Origin of the sequence: Dyadobacter fermentans DSM 18053 (assembly GCF_000023125.1) — a bacterium.
Lineage (GTDB): Bacteria > Bacteroidota > Bacteroidia > Cytophagales > Spirosomataceae > Dyadobacter > Dyadobacter fermentans.
Genome location: NC_013037.1, coordinates 4,760,449 through 4,785,609 on the forward strand (window position 1 = coordinate 4,760,449; position 25,161 = coordinate 4,785,609).

At 51.3% G+C, this 25,161-nt stretch carries 21 protein-coding genes; 13 read left to right on the top strand and 8 right to left on the bottom strand.

The genetic code is table 11. The annotated features are described in order from the left end of the window. From rnc to DFER_RS19490, 3 genes are all read left to right on the top strand, one after another. A complete protein-coding gene (gene rnc, locus DFER_RS19480; protein WP_015813364.1) occupies positions 1–747 on the top strand; it encodes a ribonuclease III in 747 nt (248 codons plus the stop codon). A 237-nt stretch (positions 748–984) separates the two neighbouring features. Next, positions 985–1,413, top strand: a complete 429-nt coding sequence (locus tag DFER_RS19485; protein ID WP_015813365.1) for an Hsp20/alpha crystallin family protein — start codon at positions 985–987, stop codon at positions 1,411–1,413. A 204-nt stretch (positions 1,414–1,617) separates the two neighbouring features. Beyond that, a complete protein-coding gene (locus tag DFER_RS19490; protein WP_015813366.1) occupies positions 1,618–3,144 on the top strand; it encodes a Do family serine endopeptidase in 1,527 nt (508 codons plus the stop codon). Positions 3,145–3,219: 75 nt separating this feature from the next. On the opposite strand, the gene DFER_RS19495 is transcribed toward DFER_RS19490, so the two are convergent. After that, the gene (locus tag DFER_RS19495) at positions 3,220–4,887 is read right to left on the bottom strand and encodes a pseudouridine synthase (protein WP_015813367.1); all 1,668 of its coding nucleotides are present in this window, start codon (positions 4,885–4,887) and stop codon (positions 3,220–3,222) included. A gap of 303 nt (positions 4,888–5,190) precedes the next feature. On the opposite strand from DFER_RS19495, the gene DFER_RS19500 reads away from it, so the two are divergent. The 4 genes from DFER_RS19500 to DFER_RS19515 all read left to right on the top strand — a co-directional run bounded on the left by DFER_RS19500 (position 5,191) and on the right by DFER_RS19515 (position 11,109). Beyond that, positions 5,191–7,140 (top strand): acetoacetate--CoA ligase, encoded by a 1,950-nt coding sequence (locus tag DFER_RS19500; protein WP_015813368.1) that lies wholly within the window; start codon positions 5,191–5,193, stop codon positions 7,138–7,140. A 125-nt stretch (positions 7,141–7,265) separates the two neighbouring features. Continuing rightward, entirely contained in the window at positions 7,266–8,969 is a 1,704-nt protein-coding gene (locus DFER_RS19505; protein WP_015813369.1) for a S41 family peptidase, read from the top strand. A 22-nt stretch (positions 8,970–8,991) separates the two neighbouring features. Beyond that, the gene (locus tag DFER_RS19510) at positions 8,992–9,744 is read left to right on the top strand and encodes an SDR family NAD(P)-dependent oxidoreductase (RefSeq protein WP_015813370.1); all 753 of its coding nucleotides are present in this window, start codon (positions 8,992–8,994) and stop codon (positions 9,742–9,744) included. A gap of 108 nt (positions 9,745–9,852) precedes the next feature. After that, positions 9,853–11,109, top strand: coding sequence for an MFS transporter (locus DFER_RS19515; RefSeq protein WP_015813371.1), 1,257 nt, complete (start codon positions 9,853–9,855; stop codon positions 11,107–11,109). Here the strand turns inward: DFER_RS19515 and DFER_RS19520 are convergent. From DFER_RS19520 to DFER_RS19530, 3 genes are all read right to left on the bottom strand, one after another. After that, a complete protein-coding gene (locus DFER_RS19520; RefSeq protein ID WP_015813372.1) occupies positions 11,103–11,777 on the bottom strand; it encodes a peptidoglycan DD-metalloendopeptidase family protein in 675 nt (224 codons plus the stop codon). The genes DFER_RS19515 and DFER_RS19520 overlap by 7 nt on opposite strands. Positions 11,778–11,839: 62 nt before the next feature. Continuing rightward, entirely contained in the window at positions 11,840–14,410 is a 2,571-nt protein-coding gene (locus DFER_RS19525) for a zinc-dependent metalloprotease (RefSeq protein WP_229206051.1), read from the bottom strand. A gap of 63 nt (positions 14,411–14,473) precedes the next feature. Beyond that, positions 14,474–15,409: a Ppx/GppA phosphatase family protein gene (locus tag DFER_RS19530; RefSeq protein WP_015813374.1), complete on the bottom strand. Its 936-nt coding sequence runs from the start codon at positions 15,407–15,409 to the stop codon at positions 14,474–14,476. A 157-nt stretch (positions 15,410–15,566) separates the two neighbouring features. Here DFER_RS19530 and rpsU point away from each other — a divergent pair, with 157 nt between their 5' ends. The 3 genes from rpsU to DFER_RS19545 all read left to right on the top strand — a co-directional run bounded on the left by rpsU (position 15,567) and on the right by DFER_RS19545 (position 19,389). Beyond that, positions 15,567–15,761, top strand: coding sequence for a 30S ribosomal protein S21 (gene rpsU / locus DFER_RS19535; RefSeq protein WP_015813375.1), 195 nt, complete (start codon positions 15,567–15,569; stop codon positions 15,759–15,761). Positions 15,762–15,867: 106 nt separating this feature from the next. Continuing rightward, positions 15,868–16,740: a phage lytic cycle repressor MrpR family protein gene (locus tag DFER_RS19540; RefSeq protein WP_015813376.1), complete on the top strand. Its 873-nt coding sequence runs from the start codon at positions 15,868–15,870 to the stop codon at positions 16,738–16,740. A gap of 66 nt (positions 16,741–16,806) precedes the next feature. Then, positions 16,807–19,389, top strand: a complete 2,583-nt coding sequence (locus DFER_RS19545) for a phosphoenolpyruvate carboxylase (protein ID WP_015813377.1) — start codon at positions 16,807–16,809, stop codon at positions 19,387–19,389. A gap of 84 nt (positions 19,390–19,473) precedes the next feature. Here DFER_RS19545 and DFER_RS19550 read toward each other — a convergent pair whose 3' ends face one another. Genes DFER_RS19550 through DFER_RS19560 form a run of 3 tightly spaced genes read right to left on the bottom strand, consistent with a single transcriptional unit; the run spans position 19,474 to position 22,399 of the window. Further along, positions 19,474–20,916 (bottom strand): lipopolysaccharide biosynthesis protein, encoded by a 1,443-nt coding sequence (locus DFER_RS19550; RefSeq protein ID WP_015813378.1) that lies wholly within the window; start codon positions 20,914–20,916, stop codon positions 19,474–19,476. A gap of 24 nt (positions 20,917–20,940) precedes the next feature. After that, positions 20,941–21,474 carry a cupin domain-containing protein gene (locus DFER_RS19555; RefSeq protein ID WP_015813379.1) on the bottom strand — a complete coding sequence of 178 codons (534 nt, stop codon included), beginning with the start codon at positions 21,472–21,474 and terminating at the stop codon, positions 20,941–20,943. A 16-nt stretch (positions 21,475–21,490) separates the two neighbouring features. Beyond that, the gene (locus DFER_RS19560) at positions 21,491–22,399 is read right to left on the bottom strand and encodes a glycosyltransferase family 2 protein (protein ID WP_015813380.1); all 909 of its coding nucleotides are present in this window, start codon (positions 22,397–22,399) and stop codon (positions 21,491–21,493) included. Between the two features lie 156 nt (positions 22,400–22,555). Here DFER_RS19560 and DFER_RS19565 point away from each other — a divergent pair, with 156 nt between their 5' ends. From DFER_RS19565 to DFER_RS19575, 3 genes are all read left to right on the top strand, one after another. Then, entirely contained in the window at positions 22,556–22,990 is a 435-nt protein-coding gene (locus DFER_RS19565) for a MarR family winged helix-turn-helix transcriptional regulator (RefSeq protein WP_015813381.1), read from the top strand. A gap of 226 nt (positions 22,991–23,216) precedes the next feature. Beyond that, complete coding sequence (locus tag DFER_RS19570; protein WP_015813382.1) at positions 23,217–23,948, top strand: SIMPL domain-containing protein; 732 nt, start codon at positions 23,217–23,219, stop codon at positions 23,946–23,948. A 161-nt stretch (positions 23,949–24,109) separates the two neighbouring features. Further along, positions 24,110–24,442, top strand: coding sequence for a YtxH domain-containing protein (locus tag DFER_RS19575; protein ID WP_015813383.1), 333 nt, complete (start codon positions 24,110–24,112; stop codon positions 24,440–24,442). 53 nt (positions 24,443–24,495) lie between these two features. Here DFER_RS19575 and nudK read toward each other — a convergent pair whose 3' ends face one another. Next, positions 24,496–25,083 carry a GDP-mannose pyrophosphatase NudK gene (nudK, locus tag DFER_RS19580; protein WP_015813384.1) on the bottom strand — a complete coding sequence of 196 codons (588 nt, stop codon included), beginning with the start codon at positions 25,081–25,083 and terminating at the stop codon, positions 24,496–24,498. Between the last annotated feature and the right edge of the window lie 78 nt (positions 25,084–25,161).

Below are 25,161 nucleotides of genomic sequence, written 5' to 3' on the forward strand. Positions count from 1 at the left end.
TTGGCAAAGCGAATTCTTATACCGATACTTTCCCTGTTCAGAAGTGGAACTGCCGAGGACAAAAAATTTAAGGAGTCGATTGCGCATGTTATAGGCGACAAGCCTTCCAATCTCGGCGTGTATCAGCTGGCTTTCCGGCACACTTCCGCTTCCCGTGAAACCGCTATCAAAGGTTTCAGGGAGTCGAACGAGCGCCTTGAATACCTGGGCGACGCGGTGCTGGGCATGGTGGTAGCAGAATTTCTTTTTACCAAATATCCTTACAAAGACGAGGGCTTCCTCACCGAAATCCGTTCACGGATTGTGAACCGCGAGTCGCTGAACCAGATTTCGCGTAAGCTGGGCCTCGATCGCCTGATCGAATACGACGGTAACCGCCGCGGCATGTCGCCCCGCTCATCCATGTACGGCGACGCGCTCGAAGCATTCGTCGGCGCTATTTACCTCGATAAGGGTTTCCGCTTCACTCGCACCTTCATTATAAGCAAGCTCATCACGCATTACGACCTGGATAGCATTATCCAGAATAATGTGAACTTCAAAAGCCTCATCATCGAATGGGCGCAGCGCGAGGGCAAAGAAATCCGTTTTGAAATCCTCGAAGAACGGGGCACCCGGCACCACCGCGAGTTCATTTCCCAGATCCTCGTGAACGACGAGCCATTCGCCATCGGCAATGGTTTCACGAAAAAGAAAGCCGAGCAATCCGCCTCGGAACAGGCTTGCGCCATTCTTGAATTGAAATAATAAATCTTACTGAGAATGTCCGCTCATTGGTTTCCCAATGGGCTTATGTCATTTTTGATGCGCTGCAAAGACCGAATCGGTCATTTTGTCGCTAACTTTTTTCATGAAACTACCAAATTCGGCCATTTTGTCTGGTAGTTTTTGCTTTTTCCGCCTCGGAACAGAAGTTGTTATATAGAGGACATAACCGCAAGGTTAGCAAAACTGAGAAAACTAAAAACATAAAACCTGATAACAATGAGCACATTAGTCAAACATTTCGCAGGTCCTTCTTATTTGAACGGATTTTTTGGTAAGGATCTTTTTAACGAGTACAACACCCCTGCATTTGCGGGCACCGTACCAGCTGTGAACGTGGTTGAAAACGAAGAAGGTTTCCGCATTGAAGTTGCGGCTCCGGGCCTTCAAAAATCTGATTTCAAGCTGAACCTCGAAAAAAATCAGCTTACCATTTCAGCTGAAAAAGAGCAGAAGGAAGAAAACAAAAACGAGAAGTACACCAGGAAGGAATTCAAATATACTTCCTTCCAAAGAACCTTCACATTACCTAACACAATTGATGGCGACAGGATCGAGGCAAATTATGCCGATGGCATTCTGAGCATCGCGCTTCCGAAACGTGAGGAAGCGAAAGAAAAACCGGCCCGTCTGATCGATATCGCTTAGTCGGAAGGACCTCACTTAATGGGCGTTATTCGTAAGGATAACGCCTTTTTTATGGAGGCCGAAGGATAATCCCCTGGCAGGATATTTTAGTAAATTCCCAAATGGAATATCTTTGTTAAAAGATGTTAAACGGTTCTACAACGGGAATAATTTGTAAGTCGATTTGCGTTATTTGTCTATAAAATATAACCCCAACATATGTCTATGAAAACAAATTGGAAAGGTTTGGTGTTGGTTGGGTTGATTTCAAGCGCGTCAACCATAGCTGGCCTCAAAATTCTGGCTCCCGATAATGATAAGGATGTAATTTTTAAAGAAGCCGGTTCCGAACCCCTTGCCCGTTTTACCTCGGCCGGCGCTCCTGCCGGTGCTCCCGGTGACTTTGTGTATGCAGCCGAAGCGACTACGCCCACGGTGGTTCACATTAAGTCCACAAGCACAAGACAGTCGTCACGCGGCCAGCAGCAGATCCCGGATATTTTCCGCGACTTTTTCGGCGATGACTTCGGCAGCCCGCGCGGCCCGCAGCAGTCGGAAGCAACCGGTTCCGGTGTGATTATTTCTAACGACGGCTACATTGTGACCAACAACCACGTGGTGGAAGGCGCGCAGGAACTGGAAGTGACGCTGCATAACAAAAGCAAATTCAGAGCGAAAATCATTGGCACCGACCCTTCTACCGACATTGCGGTAATCAAAATCGAAAGTAAGGACTTGCCGGCCGTTACGCTGGGTAATTCCGATGCCGTGAAAGTAGGGGAGTGGGTGGTTGCCGTGGGTAACCCTTTCAACCTCGAATCTACCGTTACAGCCGGTATCGTAAGTGCGAAAGGCCGCGGGTTGGGCATTATCGGCCAGTCGCGCCGCAACCAGATGCAGCCAACGTCATCCGCTCCCGGTGATTCTCCGCTGGAATCGTTTATCCAGACCGACGCCGTGGTGAACCCCGGTAATAGTGGTGGTGCATTGGTGAACCTCAAAGGCGAGCTGATCGGTATCAACACTGCTATCGCAAGCCCCACCGGCAGTTTCGCAGGTTACGCATTCGCTGTGCCATCGAGCATTGTGAAGAAAGTATCTAGCGATTTGATCAAATTCGGTAATGTGCAGCGTGGTTACCTGGGTATTTCCCTCGACGATCTCGACAGCCGTAAAGCAGAAGAATACGGTGTGAAAGTGAACGACGGCGTTTACGTTCGTGATTTCACCGAAAATAGCGCCGCAAAAGCAGGTGGAGTAGCCAAAGGCGACGTGATCGTGAAAGTGGACGGTATGAATATCCACTCTATTCCTGAATTGCAGCAATCCATCGGTTTGCACAAACCTGGCGATAAGGTGAATGTGACCGTCAACCGCGATGGCAAGGAAAAAGACCTCAGCATCACATTGCGTAACCGCACAGGTGGTTCTGAAATCATCAAACGCGACGAATCCGCTGCGGTAATGAGCTCGCTGGGCGCGCAATTCGGTAACCTGAGCGACCAGGAAAAGCAACGACTATCGCGCTATAAAATCGACGGTGGTGTGAAAGTACTCTCGATCAACGGTGGCAAGTTTGCCCGCTCGCAGGTGGAAGAAGGTTTCATCATTACCAAAGTGAATGGCAAGGCTGTTAAAACCGTGAAAGAGTTCGAAGCGGCGATTGCCGGCAAAGAAGAGTCGATGGTGCAGTTTGAAGGACTTTATCCTGATGCGCCTTACGATGTGTACTCGTTCGGATTCAGATTGTAATTCATAGTAGAATGCATAAATAAAGGGCTGCGATGATCACCATCGCAGCCCTTCTTGTTTTCAAATGCTTCGTAATTAAAGCAGGAATTTCAGTTTTATCACCTCTTTTTCCGTCAGGAAGCGCCATTTACCACGTGGCAAATCCTTTTTGTTCAAACCTGCGAAAACAGTACGGTCGAGTTTCTGAACTTCGTAGCCCAGGTGTTCGAACATCCGGCGAACGATGCGGTTGCGGCCGCTGTGGATTTCAAGGCCCACCACCTGCGCGTCTGGCGTTACCAAACCTACTTCGTCGGGGCGGATGAAACCGTCTTCCAGTTCCACTCCGGCTTTCAGCTGCTCAAAATCCTCAGTCGTAATCGGCTTGTCGAGTTCGGCCTGGTAGATCTTCTTGATGCCGCTGGAAGGGTGCGTCAGCTTTTCGGCCAGTTCACCATCATTGGTGAGCAACAGCAGCCCGGTGGTATTGCGGTCGAGGCGGCCTACGGGGTACACGCGCTCGGAGCATGCGCCGGCGATAATGTCGAGCACCGTTTTGCGCTCTTCGGGATCGTCGGTGGTGGTGATGTAATCCTTCGGTTTGTTGATGAGAATGTACACCATTTTCTCCGGGTTCAATGCTTTCTTGCCGTATTTCACCACATCGGTCGGGCGCACTTTATAACCCATTTCAGTGACGATCTTGCCATTCACCGAAATCTGGCCGGAAGAAATCAGGTCGTCGGCCTCTCGGCGTGAGCAAATGCCCGCATTAGCAATGTAGCGGTTCAGGCGGATCTCGTCGGTTTCCTCCTTGTCCTTATGTCTTGCCGAAGGCTTCTTTTTTTGCTCGTAATTGTCAAGATTGTAGCGCGGTGCCGTTTCGTACCGTCCTACTCGTCTCTCCAACCCGCTGCGGTCCTGCTCTTCTTCGTCCTGGAAACGGGAGCGGTAAGGCTTTTCGTCCCTATCTTCTTTTTTTTTAAAAGAGCCTTCGCTACGGTCAAATGAGCGCGAAGGCCTGTCCGATCTTGCATCGCGGTCACCTCTTTCGAATCGCGGCTTATCAAAGCCCGGCTTGGACTCGCGGCCGCCGTCTCTTTCAAATCGTGGTTTAAATTCGCGATCGCCGCTTTCTCTATCGAAACGAGGTTTGAACTCACGGTCACCGTTGTCTTTATCTAAACGAGGCTTGAATTCGCGATCGCCATTACCTCTTTCAGGGCGGGATTTGAAATCGCGGGAATCTCTGTCCGGACGTGGTCTGAACTCGCGCTCGTCGTTATCCCGGTCGAAACGCGGTTTGAACTCGCGGTTACGCTCTCCGCCGAAGCCGCCTCTTTCGGGACGGTCGCCGAATGGTTTTCTGTCGCCGAAGCGGTCGCCGGAACGGAAATCTTTTTTACCAAAATCCTTCTTGAAACCACGCTCGGCAGAATCGCCTTCGCGACGGAACGGGCGATCGTTGCCGCCTTTATCCCATTTCTTGAAATCGGGTTTGCCAAAGCCAGGCTTGTCGAAACGCGGCTTATCAAAGGCCCCACGATCTTCCCTTGGCTTCTCATGATCGAAGCTCGGGCGTGCTTTCTGACCTTTGTTATCGGCCGAAGCGGAGAATTTCAGACTGGATTTTTTAATGCTGGGCTTGCTAAACCGACTTTCTACCTCGGGTTTAGCACGTTTGAAGAAGCCGCCTCCGCCTTTGGAGCCACCGGCTGACGGGCGGGAACTGTTTCCGCCTCGGGAGTTATTTCTGTTTCTCATCAGGAATGCAGTATCACTACTGGATTTATTTTCCTCTTACAAATTTACCTTGTAACCGATTAGTGCTTTAATTCGCACAAAATGGTTTGAATCGCCACTAAAACTGGTTAGCCAACGTATCTGATGGTCAGAGTACTAGTGTTATAAAAAATTAGCCTGCAAAGATACGTGAATTTTTCCGGGTAAAAATTTTTGAATGTGTTTATGTCAAAAATGATATGGAAACGTTTATAAGTACTATCGGAGAAATGCCGCCGGAAGTGGCCATTTTTACCTAACTAAACCTTCATTAACAAGTGTATTATGTCAGTTGAGGCGCAGGCGCAACCGTTGTGGAAGCCGGGGAGGGCTCTTTTGGAACAGTCCAATCTGAAAAAGTATATGGATTGGCTGTTTGTCAAAAAAGGCCTTTATTTCCGGTCGTATCATGATTTGTGGGAATGGTCGGTGACCGACCTGGAAGATTTCTGGGAAAGCCTCTGGAATTATTTCAATATCAAATCGCACGACCTCTACCTGGAAGTGCTGCAAAAGCCGCTGAACGGACTGATCGGCACCCGGTGGTTTACCCGGTCGAAACTGAACTACGCCGAACATATTTTCAGGAACAGAACGAAGGACCGTCCGGCGCTCATTTTTCAATCGGAGCGGTCGGAACTTGTGGAGATTTCCTGGGAAACGCTGGAAGCGCAGGTGGCAGCCGTTTCTACCTGGCTGAAACAGCGGGGCGTAAGGCCGGGCGACCGTGTTGCGGCCGTACTTCCGAATATTCCGCAGGCTGTGGTCGCATTCCTGGCGACGAACGCGGTAGGGGCCGTCTGGTCGTCCTGTTCGCCCGATTTCGGCAAACCCGCCATTACCGAACGGTTCGCGCAAATCGAGCCGAAGGTGCTGTTCACCGTGGACGGGTATGTTTATAATGGCAAAACCTACGACATTACCTCGTTCGCCGGAGAGCTTTCCGCCGCGCTGCCCAGCGTTGGCGACACGGTTTTGATCGACAATATTTTTTCAGAAACCCGCCCCGACCGATTTACGGCCTGGGAAGACATTCTGCATTTCGAAAACTTCGGGATCGATTTCGAGCCTGTACCGTTCGATCACCCGATCTGGATACTCTATTCGTCGGGAACCACCGCCAAGCCGAAAGCCATTACCCACAGCGTAGGCGGCTGCCTCATCGAGCATATGAAAGCATTGGTGCTGCACCAGAACGTGAAACCGGGCGACCGGTATTTCTGGTATTCCACCACCGGCTGGATGATGTGGAACTACGCATTGAGCTCGCTGCTTTGCGGTGCCACGCTGGTAATGTACGACGGTGCGCCGGCCTACCCATCGTCACAAATGCTCTGGACTTTGGTTGAAAAGGCCAAAATCACGCATTTTGGCAGCGGGGCGGCATTTTTTATCGCGTCCATGAAAAGCGGCGTAAGCATTACCTCTGAGCGGCTGGGCCATCTGGAAACGATCGGCTCCACCGGGTCGCCGCTCCCGCCGGAGACTTTTGAATGGATTTATAAGCAGGTCAAAAAGGATGTGTGGCTGATTTCGCTCAGCGGGGGTACGGACGTATGCAGCGCATTTGTAGGCGGGTGCCCGCTTCTGCCCGTGTATGCAGGCGAAATCCAATGCCGGATGCTCGGAGCGAAGATCGAGGCCTTCGACGAGCAGGGCCAGCCCGTCTTGAACGAACTGGGCGAAATGGTGATTACGCAGCCCATGCCGTCCATGCCGATTTATTTCTGGAACGACTACCATCACGAAAAATACCTTTCCAGCTATTTCGAAATGTACCCGCACGTGTGGCGCCATGGCGACTGGATTAAAGTTACGGACCGGAAATCGGTGATCATTTACGGCCGGTCCGATGCCACGCTCAACCGCGGCGGGGTCCGCATTGGCACCGCCGAGATTTACCGGGCGGTGGAGAGCATCCCCGATGTAAAAGACAGCCTGGCCGTTTATCTCGAAAAATCGAACGGCGAGGGCACGATATCGCTGTTTGTCGTCCTTGCCAAAGACAAGGAACTGACCGACGAACTCAAAACGCAGATTAAGGATACATTACGCACCCAATACAGCCCGCGCCACGTGCCCGACACCATCGAGCAGGTTGGCGACATTCCTTACACAATCAACGGAAAAAAGATGGAAGCGCCGATGAAGCGGATACTCATGGGGCAAGACCCGGCGAAGTGCATCAACATTGACACGATGCGGAATCCCGAGTCATTAAAAGCATTCATCTAGGAATACGTGCTGTTGGTCTGTTAACGCCCTGCATTCATTTGCATTAGGCAACCAAAATCGTTTAATTCACGTTGGGGAAATATCCTATTCCCCTATGCCGGCCCATACTCCTAATTTTGACAGGTATGAACTCAGAAAGACCTCAGCCCCCGATCCAGAACTCGAAATCCGTAGTTCGCTTGCCTATTATCATCGCGATCACGCTGGCGGCGGGAGTGCTGCTGGGGAGCACGTTTTTCAGCGGAGGTAAAAAACTGTCCGATGTTGCCAAAGGGTACAGCAAATTCAGGGAAGTATTAATGCTCGTCGAAAACAACTATGTCGATTCGGTCAATACCGAGGAACTGGTGGATTTCTCGATCTCCAAAATGCTCGAAAAGCTTGATCCGCATACGGCCTATTTCAATTCCGAGGAAGCTACCGCGGCACGCTCGCAGCTCGAATCGGGATTTGACGGCATCGGGGTCGAATTCAATATTTACAACGACACGGTTTACGTGGTAACGCCATTGAGCGGAGGTCCGTCGGAGGCTGCCGGTATCCAGAGTGGCGATCGCATTATTTCAGTGAATAAAGAAAACCTGTCGGGTCCGGGCGTTAGCAATGCGCAGGTTTACAAGCTCTTGCGTGGCAAACGCGGAACAAAAGTGGACCTGGCCATTGAAAGGGTGGGCCTGAACGACAAAATGAATTTCTCGGTAGTTCGCGACCGTATTCCCACTTATTCGGTGGATGCGGCCTATATGGTGGATCAGGAAATCGGTTATATCAAGGTGAGCCGTTTTTCCGAAACCACTTACGACGAGTTTAAATCGGCATTGAAAACATTGAAAGCGGATGGTTTGAAAAACCTCATTCTCGACCTCCGCGGCAATCCGGGTGGTTATATGGAACGCGCCACAAGCATGGCCGACGAGTTTATTTCCGGCGATAAGCTGCTGGTTTACACTGAAGGAAAAGACAGCCGGTTCGATCGCAAAACGCGTTCGCACGTGGCAGGCATGTTCGAGCAGGGCCCGCTGATCGTGCTCGTGGACGAAGGCAGCGCCTCAGCTTCCGAAATCCTCGCGGGTGCATTGCAGGATCACGACCGCGCGCTGGTGGTGGGAAGAAGGTCTTATGGAAAAGGTTTGGTACAAATGCCGATCAAACTATCGGACGGCTCGGAGCTGCGCCTTACCATCTCGCGCTACTTCACACCGAGCGGCCGCAGCATCCAGAAACCTTACGAGCTCGGCAAGGGCGAAGATTACAGCCAGGACCTCACGCACCGGTACGAAAGCGGAGAGCTGTTTAACGTAGACAGCATTAAATTCGATAAAAGCAAGGTATACAAAACCGATGGCGGCCGTATCGTGTACGGCGGCGGAGGCATTACACCGGATATTTTCGTGCCGAAAGACACATTGCTCAACAGCAAATATCTTTTTGAATTGTATTCCAAAAACATCATCCGCGAATATGCATTGCGGTATGCCAATGAAAACCAGAGAAAACTGGAAAAACTGCCGTTTAAAGAGTTCCTGAAAACGTTCGAAGTGAGCGACGCCATGGTGGTCGAGCTGGTGAAAGACGCGTCCAAAGCGGGAATTAAACCGAACGAGAAGGAACTGAACCTTTCAAGACCGCTCATTACCTCGCAAACGAAGGCGATCATCGGTCGTTACGTGTGGGGCAGAAAGCAGAAAAGCGGGCTGAATAACGAAGTGTTCCAGGTGCTGAACCCGACCGACAATGTGTATCAGCACGCGGTACAGCTTTTCAGCCAGGCGGCGCAGTTGGAAAAAGGCGAATTCAGCAGTCTTAATATTCCCAAAAACAAAAAGTAATTCACTCCACACCATTCACTCAATGTCCCGTATTGCATTTATTACCGGAGCTACATCCGGTATCGGTAAGGCCACGGCGGAAGCGTTCGCCGGTGCCGGAATAGACCTTATTTTGTGCGGCCGCCGCCAGGATCGTCTCGACGAGATTGCAGCTGAACTCGCCCCGAAAGTGAAAGTAACGACGCTCATTTTCGACGTTCGCGACAAAGGCGCCGTGCTCGCGGCGGTGGGTGCGCTGCCCGACGAGTGGAAAAACATCGATATTCTGGTCAACAATGCAGGCAATGCCCACGGCCTGGGAACACTCGACGAAGGCGATACCGACGACTGGGACGCGATGATCGACGGGAATGTGAAGGGCCTACTGTATGTTTCCAAAGCCATCATTCCGCTCCTGCTCGAACGCGGCAAGGGCCATATTGTGAACATCAGCTCCATTGCCGGAAAGCAAACTTATGTGAACGGCGCCGTGTATTGTGCCTCGAAGGCGGCTGTGGAGGTGATCAGCGAAGGAATGCGCCTTGAACTGACGCAACACGGCATTAGAACTACCAATGTGGCGCCCGGCGCGGTGGAAACCGAATTCTCGCTGGTTCGCTTTAAAGGCGATGAGGAACGCGCCGATAAGGTGTACCAGGGCTTCGAACCGTTACAGCCCGGCGACATCGCCGACGCGATCCTTTACGCCGTGAATGCGCCTGACCGTGTTACGATTGCAGATATCACGATCCTCGCCGGAGCGCAGTCCACCGCCACCACCATTCATAGGAAATAGAATTTTATTTGGCCGCCGGCCTTTATTCAGGCGGAAATCAGTACCTTCGTCATTCTTTTTGAGGCCCCGACTTCTATAAACAGGAAGTCGGGGATATTTTGAATGTCTATGAAAAGCTTTGAGCAGAGTTCCCCCGCCGGTTCGCCGGCCGCCGAATCCGTAGCGGCAGTTTCCACTGCGGCAGCCACTACTTCCCAGACCGTTTTTCCGATCCTTCTGGCGCTAAGTTTCTCCCATTTGCTGAACGACACGATGCAATCGCTCATCCCGTCGATTTACCCGATGGTGAAGGACTCGTTCAACCTCAGCTTTACCCAAATCGGCCTCATTACGTTCACATTCCAGGTGAGTGCGTCGGTATTTCAGCCGCTGGTGGGCTCATTCACAGATAAAAGGCCGCAGCCCTATGCATTGGCGGTAGGCATGTGTTTTACATTGCTCGGGCTGATTTCGCTTTCAATGGCTAACAGTTTCCAGATTGTACTGCTTTCGGTAGGGCTTATCGGGATCGGTTCGGCGGTATTTCACCCGGAAGCTTCGCGTGTGGCGCGTATGGCCTCGGGCGGGAAGCACGGGATGGCGCAGTCGCTGTTTCAGGTGGGCGGTAATGCGGGCAGTTCGCTCGGTCCGTTGCTGGCGGCGTTGATTTTGCTGCCTTATGGCCGTTTCCAGGTGATCTGGTTCTCGCTGGTGGCATTGCTGGCGATCATCATCCTGTCGTGGGTAGGCGGCTGGTATAAGCAAAACCTGACGACGGTTGTGAAGAAAGCAGCCACTTCGGTGACGCAGGAAAGCCATCTTCCCAAATCAAAAGTGGTGATTTCGATTACGATCCTCCTTTTGCTGATCTTCTCGAAATACATTTATATGGCCAGCCTTTCGAGCTATTTCACCTTTTATCTGATCGATAAATTCGGCGTTTCCATTCAAAGCTCGCAGATTTACCTGTTTGCATTCCTTTTTGCGGTGGCGGCGGGGACGTTTGTCGGCGGACCGGTGGGTGATAAAATCGGCCGGAAATATGTGATCTGGATCTCAATCCTCGGTGCGGCGCCGTTTGCATTGCTGCTGCCTTATGTCAACTTGTTCTGGACGGGCGTTTTGAGCTGCATCATCGGTCTGATCCTCTCCTCGGCATTCTCGGCGATCCTCGTGTACGCACAGGAACTGATCCCGGGCAAAGTAGGAATGATCGCAGGGCTATTCTTCGGCTTCGCATTCGGCATCGCCGGCATCGGTTCCGCCATTCTGGGCACCCTGGCAGACAAAACCAGCATCGAATATGTATTCTGGATCTGCTCCTTCCTCCCGCTGATCGGGTTGCTGACAGGGTTTTTGCCGAATTTGGAGAAGAAACATCAATAGGCGATCCTCAAAATCAAGCCAGGATCAGGGCATAAGCCTAAATAATAATCCCGATCTTCTGTATGGCAAACGCCGGGGAAATCTCCGTGGTGGTTGCCGATGTCGCTGATCACCTGGAAATGCAGATGCGGGGGCCAATGGCCGTTTTCCGGGTACGGGCCGATTTCGGCGAAGCGTTCGCCGGATTTGATGACTTTGCCCGCTTCCAGGCCTTCCAACGAGCTGAGCGACAAGTGACCGTAGAGTGTGAAAAACCGCGTTCCGGCGAGCTCGTGCGCGAGGATGATCGTCGGGCCGTAGTCTCCGTAATGGTTGTTGAATGCGAAACTGTGCACCGTTCCGTCCAGGGGAGCGTGGAGCGGCGTTCCGGCGTCCGTCCAGATATCAATGCCCAAATGAATACTTCGGGGCTTTTCCGCATCGGCTGTGAAGTGCTTGCGCTGCCGGTAAATCACCCGGTCCTCGCCGTAGCCCCCAACGCCGTTGCAGCTATTTCCTGAAAGCAGCTCGTTAAACACATAATCAGTAAAATCGGAGGTTTCGGATAAATCCCGCGCGAGCAGCTCGCTGTTCCGGGCCGTAAAGTCAAGCCGGCGATACGGTTTGCCGTTTTGCACAACAGGCGCAAAGTAAGGATGTTCGCGAAACAGGCGGGCGAGTTCGGGCATGGTAGGGATTCGTTTTAAAGCAATCAGGCAAGCCGTTGCCGACTTGCCTGACTAGCTGTTCATTATTTCGGATCGAGTGCTTGCTTGATCCGCTGCGACACATCCTGCAAATGATAGCGGGTGTTTTTGTCCGCGCTTTTCGCGATGGCCGCGTTTAAGGTCGTTTTCAGGCTTTCCAGATGGGCCCGGGCTACGGAAGGCAAATCGGTTTTTTCCAGCTCTACGGATCGTGTGGAGAAGCCGTAAGTTACACCCACGGGAATGGCCTGCACATTTGCGCGGCCGGGTTTCAGCAAGCTGATCAGTTTTTCGGCATACACTTTCTGCAAATTCCTGCGGTAGAGGTCTATCGGTTTTCCGGCCTTCGCCTCCGACCAGATTCCCGCTTCAAGGTCGGTAAAGAGGTCGTCGAGCGTGTAGTTTTTGGAAGAAATGCCGGTTTCCATCAACCGCACCGCGCGGTCGCCCTGGAAAAGGGCGGTTAGGGCGTATTCCTGCAATGCTTTCACGGCCTCTACGCCGGTTTCGGGCTTCACCTTGTTAAGGATATTCTGGTCGAGCAGCCAGGTAGGTGTTTTAAAAAGCTGTGCATTCAGGAAGTCGATCGCTTCTTTCTGGGTTGCTTTGGGCACGGTCGTGAAAGTGGGGCCTTCCATGTCGTAGGTCGTCGGCGTGTCGTAAATGCCGCCCACATTCTTGATCACATGGCCCAGGTAGCGGCGGTATTGCGTTACCACATTACCGTAAATCTCATCCAGTTCCTTATAACTTTCCCCATCTTCCTTACTCCATTCGATCAGGTTCGGGACAATGCGTTTCAGGTTTTTAATACCATATTCAGATGCCTTCATCGCATTGTCGCCCAGGTCTTCGGTCTGGTAACGCGGGTCGTACGGGCTGATTTCCGTTCCAAAATGCAGACGGTCGTCTTTGTACGCTTCTTTTGTCATCGTGTTCAGGGCTGCCTTTTCGGCCTGGGCATTGCTGGCGTCGGGGAAATTGCTATAACCCCACTGAATGGCCCATTTATCGTAGTCGCCAATGCGCGGAAATAGGTCGGTAATGCCGTCTTCGGGCTGTGCCACGTAGTTGAAGCGCGCATAGTCCATGATCGACGACGTGTGTCCGTGCTGTTCCACCCAAGCCTTGTCGCGCAGCTTTTCTACCGGCGTGGCCGAGCTCGCGCCCATATTGTGGCGCAGGCCCAATGTATGGCCAATCTCGTGCGACGAAACGAAACGGACAAGCTGGCCCATCAATTCGTCATCAAATTTCTTGGTACGCGCCTTCGGGTCCACAGCGGCGGCCTGGATGATGTACCAGTTGCGCAGCAGGCGCATTACATTATGGTACCAGCCGATGTGGCTTTCGAGGATCTCACCGCTGCGCGGGTCATGCACGTTAGGCCCGTAAGCATTCTGAATGTCGGCTGCGAAATAGCGGATCACCGAGTAACGCGCGTCTTCGAGGCTCATGGTCGTGTCGCCTTCGGGCCAGTATTCGCCGCGGATGGCGTTTTTCCAGCCTGCTTTTTCGAATGCCACCTGCCAGTCGTCCACGCCGGCTTTCAGGTATTTCCGCCATTTTTCAGGCGTAGCGGGGTCGATGTAGTACACAATCGGTTTTTTAGGTTCGATCAGCTCGCCGTTTTGCTGCTTCTTCGCATCCTCTGCATTTTTAGGTTCGAGCCGCCATCTCACGGCGAAAACCTCGGTGTCCGATCGCTGCGATTCCTCTCCGAAAGTAGCGTACTGATTGGCAAAATAGCCTACACGGCTGTCGAAAATGCGCTTTTTCATGGGCGATTTCGGCAGCAGGATCAGCGAGGAGTTCATTTCGAAAGTCACCACGCCCGCGTCGAGGCCGGCGGGAAGATATTGACCGATGGATGGAACCGGCGTAGGCGTGAGCTGCTGAGGCGTTACGTTATAGGTTTTAACCGTCCGGATTTCGGTATTGATCGGGTAGGTGCTGATTTTGGAAATAAATGACGCCTCCTTCTTGAATGTGGCGAGTTTGAGCAGCTGCTTACTCACTGAGCTGAGCGAAAACACCTGATTATCCGAGTTGAAAAATTCGGTAACATCTATCACCGACGTTTTAGCAGGCTCCTTTTTAACCGCCTTAATATCGAATACACCAATAATCGGATCGGAGCTGGAGTTTTTTACGGCCTGGAAAATGGGCTTGGTGCTATCCGGGCTGGTCACCACCATCGTAACCGACCGCAGCAGCAGGTTGTTATCCATTCCTCTTTCCCAGCGGATCATTTGCCGGTTGACCTCTTCGCCGCCGAAAATTCCACCGCCCGCAGCCGTTTTGGAATAGCGGGTAACAGCCATAATGTCGCGGTTCAGGAGGGAATCAGGTATTTCAAAATACCATTTATCATCCACTTTGTGAACGGAGATCATGCCGCTCTGGCTCACTGCATTGGTGCTGTCGATGAGGTCTTTAAATGCTTTGGGACTCTTTTTCTTGTCGTCTTTCAGCTTGTCTTTCACCGCCGATGCCACTGCATCCACGGCCTTTTCGATTTTTACATCTTCCTGTTTTTCTTTCTTTTTCTTCCGCTGTGCCTGCGCGTCGTGCATACACACGGTAGCCAGCGCTGCGAGGAGAAGGTAACGCATTAATCGCATAGAGTTGGTTTGATTTTCAGATAAATATGAGTTTTAAAAAGGGGTTAGAGGCGGCTATTTGGCCATCAGTTCGGCCAGGACGCCTTCTTTGAGGGCATACTTGGATACCTGGATCTGCCGGATACCATGCGTTTTGAGCACGTAGTCTATCAGGCAAACGGCCACGACGATCATGTCCACGCGGAGTTCGATCATGCCGGGAATGGCCATGCGCTCGTCATGGTTGCCCGAGAGGATGAGCGCATACGCACGGTAAAATTCTTCCAGGGGAATGTCGAAATCCGTTTGCTCTGCCGGGGGCCAGGCGCCGGCGTGGTGGTGAAAATGGATGTCCACCAGCGTGTCGAACGTGCCCGAGGAGCCCACGAGCTTTTCGGGCGCATATTGGTGCACCGCATTTGCGAGAGGGATGAGGTTTTCGTCGAAATGATTGTAGAGGCTCCGGCGGTCGGCCTGCGAGAGCGGGTCGTTGCGCATGAATTTCTCCATGAGCCGCTGCCCGCCGATCTCGAAACTCTGCTTCCAGAAAATCTGCGAGCGGTTGCCGATAATGAATTCGACGCTCCCGCCGCCGATGTCCATGATGAGCGAGGGGCCGTCGCCAATGTCGGCGCCGTGTCGGACGCCCTTGTAAATGTATTCGGCCTCGCGGTTGCCGTCGATGACCGTCACTTCGATATTCGTTTTTTCGAGGATTTCGGAGCAGAATGCCTGCCGGTTTTCCGCATTGCGCACCGCGCTGGTGCCGAATGCGAAAGTTTTCTCGGGCATTACTTCAAAGGAGTCGAGCTTTTCGCGGAAATAGGAGAGGACGGCGAGCGCGCGGTCCTGTGCTTCGGGTGTGATAATGCGCTTGTTGATGCCGCCGAGGCCGATGCGCGCCGGCCTGCTTTCGTGGAAAACCGTCTTGAAATGAGCGCCGTTGGGCTCCGCGATCAGGAGGTGAAAAGTGTTGGTGCCTAAATCAATTATTCCCAGTCTCGAACTCATATCGGGCTGTTTAATCTGTTAATGACTTTCGTTTCAGTGTAATGGATACAAAAATAAATGAATTTTAACGACTTGTTTCTTGATTTTCTGTCGGATATAGTTTTTCTTTGCAGTCCGATTTCAGAAACCAATTCAAAGAACAAAAGAAATTATAAGCATGCTTATTATTAACATTAAAGACAACGAATCGATTGATCGCGCTCTTAAGCGTTACAAGAAGAAATTTGAAAGAACTGGTACAATGCGTGAGCTGCGTGCCCGTACAGCTTTCGAAAAACCATCTGTTAAGCGTCGTTTCGAAGTTTTGCGTGCCGTTTACAAAGAGAAAACTTACGGTCATCTAGAAGACTAATCCTTCGAGGAATGGTTCTCTGAAAGACTTCAATAGGATTATTGTATCCATATCATACGAGAGGAGCTGTCTTGAATTAGACGGCTCCTTTTTGTATGTTCGGAACATGATAACGCCGTTTCTGGAATTCCTCCAATTCGAAAAGCGCGCCAGTGCGCACACGATTAAATCGTACCAGACTGATCTCGAACAGTTTCAGAAATACCTCCTTTTTCAATACGAATGCAATGAACCCGAAACGGCTAAGGCGCCCATGCTGCGCTCCTGGGTAGTGAGTATGATGGAGGAAGGGCTTAATCCGTCGTCCATTAACCGCAAAATCGCGGCACTCCGTACGTTTTATGGCTATTTGAGGAAAAAAAAGCACATCGATTCCGATCCGACCAAAATACTTTCTGCATTAAAAACCCGTAAAAAACTGCCTGCATTCGTGGAAGAGAAGTCCATGGAACTGCTGTTTGAAGAAGGCGTATTTTCAGAAGATTTCAGCGGGCTGCGCGACCGGGTGATCATGGAACTGCTCTATGGCAGCGGCATCCGGCTGTCGGAACTGGTGGAGCTGGAATTGAAGGATTTGAATTTGCCGGCGCGGACGATCCGGGTTTTCGGGAAGCGGGCAAAGGAACGGATTGTGCCCGTTTCCACTTCCCTGGCGCAATTGCTTCACAAATATACGGAGCAGCGCGCGCCGGAGGAAGATACCGATGTGCTGCTTTTAACCGACTCAAACAAAGCCATTTACCCGGTTTTTGTGCAGCGGAAAGTAAAGCAATACCTTTCCGCCGTCACCACCCTTTCCCAGAAAAGCCCGCACGTGCTCCGGCACACCTACGCCACGCATTTGCTCAACCGCGGCGCCGATCTGAATGCGATCAAGGAGTTATTGGGCCATGCCAACCTGGCCGCTACGCAAATTTACACCCACAACTCCATCGAAAAGCTTAAAAAAACGCATCAACAAGCGCACCCCAAAGCCTGAAACCCATTTTTTAGGGTTATATTTGCCTTCAGTGCAAATTTCAAAATATAATTTCGTCACTCCATTATGAATAATAGTTTCCAGGACGCAGTTGTAACGAAGTATAATATTTTTAATAGCCTGTTTCTGAGCTTGCCCTACCGAGGTATCTTTCAAACAGGCTCTTTGCTTCCGATACTGACCCAACAAAGCGAGAACGGCTTTCAGGAAGGCAAATCTCCCAAGGAAATCATCGAGCATTTTTTTTCAGAGCTCCTGGAAACGGCTACTCCAAAGGAACGTGCTGATTTACTTTTTGCATTTATCCAATATATCGAACGCCAGGTCGTGCTGTTCGACTCGGTGGAGGATGCAGCGTTCGACGAAACGCATGACCTTACGGGCAAAGGTTCGGTTACCTACCTTACCGAACGGCTCGAAAGCGACGAACTGAAAAAGAAATTGCTCGCCAAGCTGGAAGATTTCAGCGTCCGGATTGTGCTCACGGCCCATCCGACGCAATTTTACTCCGGCAAAGTGCTCGGGATCATCAACGACCTCGAAGACGCGATCAAGGAAAACGACTTCGCGGAAGTGAACCAGTTATTGCTCCAACTTGGAAAAACCGCATTTATCAACCACGAAAAGCCAACGCCGTTCGACGAGGCGGTGAGCCTGTGCTGGTTCCTCGAAAATGTATATTACGACGCCATCCCGTCTATCCTGGAAAAGCTCATTAACGGGCTGGGAATGAGCGTACACGACTGGCCTTACCCGAATGTGTTCCGCCTGGGCTTCTGGCCCGGTGGCGACCGCGACGGTAACCCGTTCGTAAACCCCGATATTACCCTGAAAGTAGCGGCGCGACTGCGTGAAACGCTGCTCCGCGGCTATTACCGCGATCTGCGCCAATTGAAACGCCGCCTTACATTCAAAGGAGTGGACGATGCGATTTCGCTGGCCGAGAAAAAGATGAACAGCACCATTTTCGGGCCGTTCGAGGAAGGTTATAACAATGCGCAGGAGCTGATCGACGAATTTTTGAAAGCCCGCGAAGTGCTTGTGAACAAGCATCAGGGGCTATTCGTGGAGCTGCTCGACAATTTTATATTGAAACTGAACCTGTTCGGATTCTTCTTCGCGAGCCTCGATGTGCGTCAGGACAGCCGCAAGCACGGCAAGGCCTGGGAGGACATTTTGAAAAGACTCGAAAAGAAAATTCCGCTGCTTAAATACAGCGATTACGAAGGCTGGGACGAAGCAAAAAAGATCGACCTGCTGCTTTCGCTCAACATTCCGCTTCGGGATGAAGACTACGAGGACGAACTTACGAAAGACATTCTCGGCTCGATCCGGGCCATTAAAACGATCCAGGAAGCGAACGGCGAAAAAGGCGCTCATCGCTACGTGATCAGCAACAACACTTCGGCATTGAATGTAATGCAGGTGGTGGCGCTGGCCAAAAACCTCATCGCCGACGAAGCCGGCAAGCTGGCGCTCGACGTGGTTCCGCTTTTCGAAACCGTAGATGACCTCGCGAATGCACCGGGCATTATGCGCACGCTCTACGAAAATGACTATTACCGCAACCATTTGAGCAACCGTGAAAACCACCAGACGATCATGGTAGGCTTCTCGGATGGGACCAAAGACGGCGGTTATCTGCGCGCCAACTGGTCGATCTATCGTGCGAAGGAGGAGTTGACCAAAGTTTCGCGTGAATTTGGGATCAAAGTGACGTTCTTCGACGGCCGTGGAGGACCTCCGGCACGCGGCGGCGGCAATAACCATAACTTCTATTCGTCGCTTGGCAAAGATATAGAGGATAAAGAAATCCAGCTAACCGTTCAGGGCCAGACTATTAGCTCGAACTACGGAACGGTTACCACGGCGATGTACAACCTGGAAAGGCTCTTCACCGCCGGCCTTGAAAACCACCTTTTCAAAGGCCACCGCGAGGACGAACTGACAGAAGCCGACAAAGAGCTGATCGAAGAAATGGCTGAAATCGCCTACAATTCTTACCTCGATCTGAAAAATCACCCGATGTTCGTCAAATACCTCGACAAAAAGACGCCACTGCGTTTTTACGGACAGACCAACATCGGAAGCCGTCCTACGAAACGCGGCAATGATGACGAAGGGTTGAAGTTCGAGGACCTGCGCGCGATTCCGTTCGTAGGCTCATGGGCGCAGATGAAGCAGAACGTTCCTGGTTTCTACGGCTTTGGAACGGCCATCCGCGAGTTGGGAAAAACGAACAAGGTCGACGAAATCAAAAAGTTATATCAAAAATCCCTGTTCTTCCGGACGCTCATCGAAAATTCGATGCAGTCGCTCTCGAAGGCATTCTTCCCGGCCACGAAATACCTGCGCGACGAGGAAGAATACCGCGAGTTCTGGGATAAAATGTACGAGGAATTCCTCCTCACACGCGAGCTTCTGCTGGAAGTCTCCGGCCAGAAAGAGCTTTTGGACAGCAACAACGTCACCAAAGTCTCGATCAAAACCCGCGAACGCATCGTACTGCCGCTGATCACCATTCAGCAATATGCATTGCAAATGCTCTCCGGCGATCCGAAAGATTTGCCGGTGGATGTGGAAACCTACAACCAGCTGATCATCCGGGCCATGTTCGGGATCATCAACGCGGCACGGAATTCGGCGTAGGATTTTCCGAAACCCGATATTGTCAGGAGCCGGACGTTAGCCCGGCTTTTGTTGTTTATTGACTGATTTTTTGCTTTTGATTACTTAGAGCCGTTTAAGAGCCAGAACCTCAGGATGGTACTTCCTCATCATCATCCAATAGCACCCCGCCCCAACGACAATTGATAACGCAAGTTCTGCTGCTTTGGGAAGGAAGCCGGCTGAGGCGTACCGGACTGCCCATATCACACCGAGCATCGCGACGCTGTAAATGCCGTTTCGTGTAATGACTTGTGTTAGTGCGAGATGCGTTACCGAGATGATCTTTCTAACAAAATGATTATACACGAAAAAGCCGATCAGGCTTGTGACCACAATGCTTGTCGCTACGCCTTCCAGTCCAAAATCGAGGACGAGGGCGATTACAATCCCAGACGCCGTTACCATCCTGGTAATGAAAATGATCTTCAAATAGGCTTTGGTGTGACCTATCGCCTGATAAATGGCGCCCGGGAATACCGACACCTCAAACAACGAAGCTAATCCGAGGATTCTCAGCACGGGAATCGCGTCGACCCACTTCTCTCCCATGATCACCGGTACAGCCAGGTCGCATACGGCCGAAAAGCCGACGATTACCGGAAAGCCGATCAGCGTCGCCAGTGATGCCGTTTTTAGATAGTAATCCGCCATAGCCGACCGGTCGGTCTGGATTTTCGAGAATGCGGCGAAGATTACCTGTGAAATTCGCCCTTTGATATTTGATACCGGCCAGATGTACAGGTTGTACGCAAGGCTGTATACGCCGAGTACGCCCGTGCCCATCCATTTTCCAATGAGAATGTCATCGATTTTTCGACCGAAAACGAGCAGGAATTGAGACAGCGATTGCGGCAATCCGAAACGTAGCAGTTCCCGGACTTCGGCCAGGGCCGGCTGAAACCTAAACCTTGGCCAGGCGAAAAAGCAGAATGAGGCCGTTCGGACACCCTGCGCTACCAGCAGCTTCACGCCCAGCGCCAGCCATCCGTAACCCGCATACGCGAGCCAAACGGCGGTAATCCCCGCGGCAATCGTGCTGAGCAGCGATGTGAATGCGATTTTGTCGAATGCGAGCTTCCTTTGCAGCCCTGCCAGCGGGAATATTTCGATGGCCTGCAAGGGTATCGACCACATAATGAGCAGGAAAACGTCACGCAGCTGTGGTTTGCCGTAGAATGCCGCAAGCAATGGCGATGCGAAACCAATGGTGAGCATCATTATGCCTGCCACTGTGCAGCTCACGAGCAATGCCGCGGAATAGAAGCGGTCGGTGAGGTGGGCGCGTTGGGTGAGGGCGGAGGTGATACCCAGTGAACCCAGCGTTTCGATCAACCCCGAAAGGGCCATCGCGGCAGCCAGCAGGCCAAAATCGCCCGGCCCCAGCAGGCGGCTGAGCAACAGGGTGAACCCGATGTTGCTCAGCTGTCCTCCAAAAGAAACAATGAGATTCCACCTGATCCCGGAGAAAACGGAACGTTCGAACGTATCGGGAGTGGTGTTTTCCAATTGGAAGCGCTTTTCGGATTTGTATCAGGAAAATTTGTAGGGGATCTCGGGCGAATCCAACGGGATGCGCCAGTGATCGGGATCGTCGTATTGGTAAGCCTTGTCCACGATGTTCAGTAACGCCGCGTGCTCATTCGTGAAGTTCTGAACGCCATGCCATACGCGCGGCGGCACGATGATCAGCAACGGCCTCAATGCACCGCAGCGGAATTCATTGATTTGCCCGTAAGTAGGCGATTCCTCGCGGGCGTCGTACAGCACCACTTTGATCAGCCCCGTGTTTACGAAAATGCGATCGGTGGTGATTTCGTGCGCGTGCCAGGCCGAAATGCCTCCGGGCAACAGCGATACCTGGAAAATCTGGTCCACGGTCAGGTTGTCCAGTTCCCAGTCCTGCCGGTAGATTTCCGTCAGGAAGCCATTATTTTTAACTACATTCTTGACCTCCTTCACCTTCACGCCGTCGATCAGGCTCAGGTTGGAAGGGTTCCATTGCGCAGTAATGCTTTTGGGATCTTTGATTGCACCGCCGATGGCCCATTTCGATTCGTTTGTCATTTATATTCGTGAGAGTTTAAGTGAGTCCTCGTTTTTTGCGGTAACTGGCTATCAATCCGCCTTTTTTGTACGCCCGCCTCATATTGAATTCGATCGTGTTGAAGCCGAGGGCGATGAAAGCAGTTTTGATTTTTTTGGTAAAAAACCGCCAGTAGTAGGTTTTTTCGTCGTAATAATTTTCTTCAAAAGACCTGTATAAATACTTGATGGCCAGCTGTTCCCTGAAATGGGGATTGTCACGCAGCTGCTCAAAACAATGCTGGCTGTCCGAAAACATGCGGTCTTTGTAAGCATTCTTCCGCGAGCTGGACGGCATGGCGATCACGGTGAAATGCCTGGTAGGTTCAATGCGCTTTCCGGCTTCGTATGCGCGTTTCAGCCAGTCGTGTGAAGGCACCACGTAAAGCTCCCGGGCCGGGCGCCACAGGCCTACATCCTTCACCAGCTCGTTTTTGAATAACCAGTTGCTTGCAGGCACAAATATGCGTGAGGGGTGGTAGCCATACTTTTCGGAAGTTACCCCGCTGAGGTAAAACCGGTATTGTTCTTCACCGTGATCAATGAATCCGGCCGCCAGCACCAGGTCGGCGCCGGTAGATTGCAGGCGGCGAAGCGAAAATTCCAGGTGATCGGGAAACCAGAGGTCGTCGTGATTGAGAAAAGCGATGTACTCGCCCCGGGCGCGGCGCAGGCCCTCGTTGTTAGGGCCGGATTGTTCCCCGAAATTTTTTTCCAGGTTGATAAATGTGATCCTCGGATCGCGAAATCCCGCGACCACTTCGGCCGTATCGTCGGTACAGCAATCGCCGATCACAATCAGCTCCCAGTTCCTGAAAGTTTGGTTCAGAACTGAATGAATGCTGTATGCAAGGATATTGCTCCGGTTGTAAGTAGCGGTGATGATTGATATGAGGGGGCCTTCCATGCACCTAGAAAGCATTCAGGTAAAGCAAGTTACTCATGTCGTAAGAAATGAACGGTATCTCGTAAACTTTTCAGGCAATAATTAGTAGACGAATTGTTGCGCGCGCTTATATTTGGTGTTACTCAGTTATAGCGAACCTCTACTCACTTCCACATCATGACACATCAGTCGGATCATCGTGCCTATTTTTTTAAGATAGACACGACTATCAAAAAGATTCGGAATGCCCTCCAAAAACAGCTTACCGAAGCGGGGTTCGACCTCACGGTCGACCAATGGGTATTGATCGATCATATTTTCAGAAAACAGGGCATCAGCCAGAACGAACTGGCGGAAATGACATTCAAAGATCCTCCCACGGTCACAAGAATCATCGATTTGCTCGAAAAGAAGGGATTGGTAGAACGCGGCCCCGCCGCCGGTGACCGCCGGAAGTTCAACCTTTTTCTTACCAAAAACGGCGAGGCCATCTACAACCAGGCATTTCCGATCGTGGCCGACATCCGCCGGAAAGGATGGGGCAGCCTCAGCGACTCCGATTACCAGCATTTCGTGCGGATCATGGATTCTATTTACCAAAATTTTACCTGATTTGACAAAATTTTTACCACGCCATTAAGTGGAAGAATGACAGCTTTTTAGGTCGTTCTTCCACTTTTTATTTACCGGCAAGTATGCTTGCCCGCGGATTTACGAGCGCTTCGCATTAAACCTTTCGGTACCATTTTGTATCTAAACCATAGAATGGTGCCGCAACCAGGCAGGTTGGACAGCCGTTCGGGTTTGTATTACTATCATTTTATCCATTTGTAAAGCCATGAAAAAGTTCTTTTTGCTCGGCGCTCTTCTTACTTCATCACTGATTACCCCCGCGTTTTCACAAGTCAAATCGGAGCTGCAATACCAGGTGCCGAATATAGAAGTGGCAGGTTTCGCTGAAATGGAGGTCGTGCCGGACGAGATTTATTTCAACATTTCGCTGCGCGAGTATTACCAGGACGAGAAAAACCAGAAGGACAAGGTAAACATCACCACGCTGGAAAAGCAGCTGATCAAGGCTGTGGCGGATGCCGGGCTGCCGAAAGAGGCATTGTCGATCAGTGGGGTGGGCGGTTACCAGAATTATGTGGACAAAAAGAAAAAGCCCGCTACGTTCCTGGAAGCCAAGCAATATGAGCTGAAAGTATCGAGCGCGGAAAAGCTGGACGGCATTATGTCGAAGGTGGAAAGCCGCGGCGTGCAATATGCGAATGTCGCCCGGGTGGATCACTCGAAGCGCGAAGAATTTAAAAAGCAGGTGAAAATCGATGCTTTGAAAGCGGCAAAAGTAAAAGCGGAATACTTGCTGGCGGCATTAGACCAAAAGCTGGGTAAAGTGCTCGAAATCAAAGAACTGGATGAAAACCTTTATTTCCCTCAACCAGTGTTTGCCAAAGCCAATGTGCGCGCATTTGCGGCGGAGTCTGCGGATGCCGTTCAGGACAGTGATGTACAGTATCAGAAAATCAAAATCAGTTATCGTATGCAGGCTGCATTTGAAATCAAATAGGCCGTTTCACGCATAAACCTCTCTTTCAGGTGCCCGGCAAGTATTTTGCCGGGCATAATTTTTTCGGTGTGATGCATCCGGATTTGTTGATCCGTTCTTTTGTTGAAAGTATTAGTTTCTTTAAATTGAATAATGAATCTCAAACTAAGTAACTGGAAATCATGAGCATTAACGCAAAACACCTGGCCACATTCATTTTGGGAGCCGCCGCAGGCGTGGCAGCACACAAATACCTTCAGACCGAGGAGGGAGAGAAGCTTCTGGAAGACCTCAAAACAAAGGCGAACAACCTGAAAGCCGAAGCCGAAGGGGCCATCGATAAAGCTCCTGAGTATTTCGAAGAACTTAAAACCAAGGGCGCCGAAACCCTGAAAGGCAATTTCCCCGACGCGGAGGGCTTTTTCAAGGATCTGTTCGAGAAGTTCAAGGGCACCAAAGGCTCCGCATCCAGCGGAACGGATGTGACCACACCCACACCCGACCCGATTTCGTAACAGCGCTATATCATGAATGCCGGAGGACGCCCCAGCGGAGTGCTCCGGCATTTCTATTGCCCTACCAGGCCGTGGATCTGCGCATATTGAATGAGCATGATCGTTTTGGCGTCGTTAATCTCCCCGCTCGCCACCATGTCAATTGCCTCGCGGAACGGAATTTCCATTACTTCGATGTTCTCCTGCTCGGTCGCGCAGCCGCCGCCGTCGCCTACCTTCATGTCGTCGGAATATTCGGCCACGAAAAAGTAGAGGATTTCGGTCACCGAACCGGGCGACATATAGGCTTCGAAAATTTTCTTCACCGCGCTCACTTTGTAGCCTGTTTCTTCCTCCGTTTCGCGCTTGATGCATTCCTCGGGATTGTCCCTGTCAAGCAGCCCCGCGCAGGCTTCGATCATCATGCCGGTTTCGTTGCCATTGGTGTAGGTAGGAAGCCGGAATTGTCTCGTAAGCACAACCGTCTGTTTTTCAGCATTATAGAGCAGTATCACCGCTCCGTTTCCACGGTCGTATGCCTCGCGCGCCTGGCGCTCCCAGGAGCCGTCGGCACGCTGGTAATCGAATGTGTATTTGCGAAGGGTATACCAGTTATTGGAAAGCACTTCTTCGGAAGCAATGTTTACACGCGGATTAGCCATTGATTAAAAATGATTAATTGTGATTAATAATGATCAAAACTAATCAAAACTTTTCTGTTGGCAAAAAACATTGCGCCA